This is a genomic window from Mycobacterium sp. TH-M25 (assembly GCF_057473665.1).
Map to the genome: position 1 here is coordinate 1 of NZ_JBYCLA010000477.1, position 2,084 is coordinate 2,084.

1 protein-coding gene and 1 pseudogene are annotated in these 2,084 nt (G+C 64.8%); one reads left to right on the forward strand and one right to left on the reverse strand.

The genetic code is table 11. From position 1 onward, the window contains the following. Window positions 1–802: 802 nt before the first annotated feature. On the forward strand, window positions 803–1,492 hold the full coding sequence (locus AC2VOU_RS16140) for a transcriptional regulator (protein ID WP_486958280.1): 690 nt from the start codon (window positions 803–805) through the stop codon (window positions 1,490–1,492). A gap of 62 nt (window positions 1,493–1,554) precedes the next feature. On the opposite strand, the pseudogene tnpA reads toward AC2VOU_RS16140, so the two are convergent. Beyond that, window positions 1,555–1,968: pseudogene (tnpA, locus tag AC2VOU_RS16145) on the reverse strand (IS200/IS605 family transposase). Between the last annotated feature and the right edge of the window lie 116 nt (window positions 1,969–2,084).

Sequence of the window (2,084 nt, forward strand, 5' to 3'; positions counted from 1 at the left end):
TCCTTGTGGGAGATCTCGGCGACGGCGGCCGCCAGCAATGCCCGATGCTGGGAGTCTGCCGTGGGGCCCGACCGTAGGGACTCAGTGATCGAGGACCGCAGAGATGCCGGTACGAGCGGCCAGTGATTTTCACAGATGGGCTGATCGCGGGGCGCCGCGGTCACACAGCCGGCGACAGCGCATATTCGGGTCGGGTTCATTGCGGTTCCTTACCGTCGCCTCGCATCGTCGGTGATCTGGTCAGCTGGCTTGCCGGTCGATGAGAGCAGCGGAGGGCGGGCCGGGCGGCGGCGCGGGGACCAGACGAAGAACGGGGCCTGGTGCTGTGGTGACGTCCGGTGTCGTCGGGATCGGTGGTGGCATGGTGCGGCCGAGTTCGGCCAGGCCCTGAAGTCGCTGAAGGGCGTGCCGGCGGCTTTTCGAGGTTCCGTGTGAATTTTGGGGCGGGATTGCAACCCCGGCGACGACGCCTTGCAGCCGCCAGATCGTGTCGGCGTCCCTGACTGCCTCGGCAGCGCACGACCAGCGATTCCAGCATCCTCGGCACGCTCGGAGGGTGTCTTGTCGGGTGTGGTCATCGAACCAGCGGTCTGGGGCCGCGTGGCAGGGGATCGGTGGCATGCCGAGTGCGGTCATAGGTGTCGCCCTCCAGATCTAGAATGTTCGCCGCTGCATCTGTTGCGATGGTTTGTAACCATAGTTTTTTGTTACGGCTATGGCAAGCGATGCAGTGTTTATGGGGTGTCGCGGTGCTGGCGCGCCGTGGTTAACCACGCTGGCGAGCGGTGGATACACTGGGCCGGTGTCGGGCGAAGAGACCGATCCCGGTATCGCTTTCGCCGGGGCACAATTTGCGCTCTGGCGCCGGAAAAAGCGCGTTACGCAGCGGCAATTGATGGATGAGAAGCTGATCTCGCAGGCACCGCTGGTCCATTTCGAGAAAGGCCGCAGCTGGCCGCGGGAGCGCACCCGGGCGGCTTTGGAGCAGCGCCTGGGGTTGCCGGCCGGCCAGATCGCGCGCTGGCGTTACGGCGACGCCGCCCCCGCTACGGCATCTGCGATGCCTTTACGCACTGATTTGATGGTTGCGGCACTGGATATTGCAGTGCAAGCCGTGCTAACCCAAGTGGACCGCATCCCTGACCCTTCGACTGCCGGCCACTGGCCCGCGGTCGTGGAATCGTTACGTGAGCTACGCAAGCTCGACGCCACGGTTTCGGCGGCGGCCCGAACATCGCCGTCAGAGACGGTGCTCACGCATCTGCGTTCAGTCCGACGATGCTATGACCGACTCATGAGGGCCGCCGCGGCCGCCGACCCTGACCAGGTTGGTCCGCAGCTGTACGTGGCGCGCACGGCCGCGCAAATGTCCACTCAAGAAGCCGCGCAGATAGCCGGGGTACCCGAGCCGACCATTAACGCTGTGGAGTCCTGCCAGATCGACGCCGACCCGCAGATCCGCGGGCTGCTGGCCAGACTGCGCGGATTCTGACCGAATTCTTGGGCGCAAGCCTCGCCATTTATGGCGGGGTGAGCCCATCCCGTTTGTCGCGCTCAAAGAGGTCGCGCTTGTCCGTCGATGTATTGCTTGATGATCGACGGCGGGGCGTCTCCGCAGGAGACGGCGAAGTAGGACGGGGATCAGAGGTGTCCGCGCATGCGGGCGCGGACGCAGGCACCGGTGAATTCGCGACGCACCGCGTAGGCGGTGCGTCCCTTGAGGCGTTGGGCAAGAACGGAAATCGCGAGTGTGGGCGGATAAGCAACCAACAGATGCACGTGGTCGGCCTCGCCGTTGAACTCCGCCAGATCGACATCCAACTCGGCGCAGACGGCGCGCATGGTGGTTTCGGCGAAGGTGAGCATGGGATCGGTGAACAGTTTGCGCCGAAACTTGGTTACGAACACCAGGTGCGCATGCAGCAGCGACACGCTGTGCCGAGCGCGGCGATAGGTCGTGGTTGTCAACGCCACACCGCTATTGGTCAGCGGTTTTGGGGTGTGAGGGGTGGTGGTGTGGGCTTTTAGGTTGGTGTGGTGAGCCTGGATGCGGTGGTGGCGCGGGTGGGTGCGGCGCTGGCGCG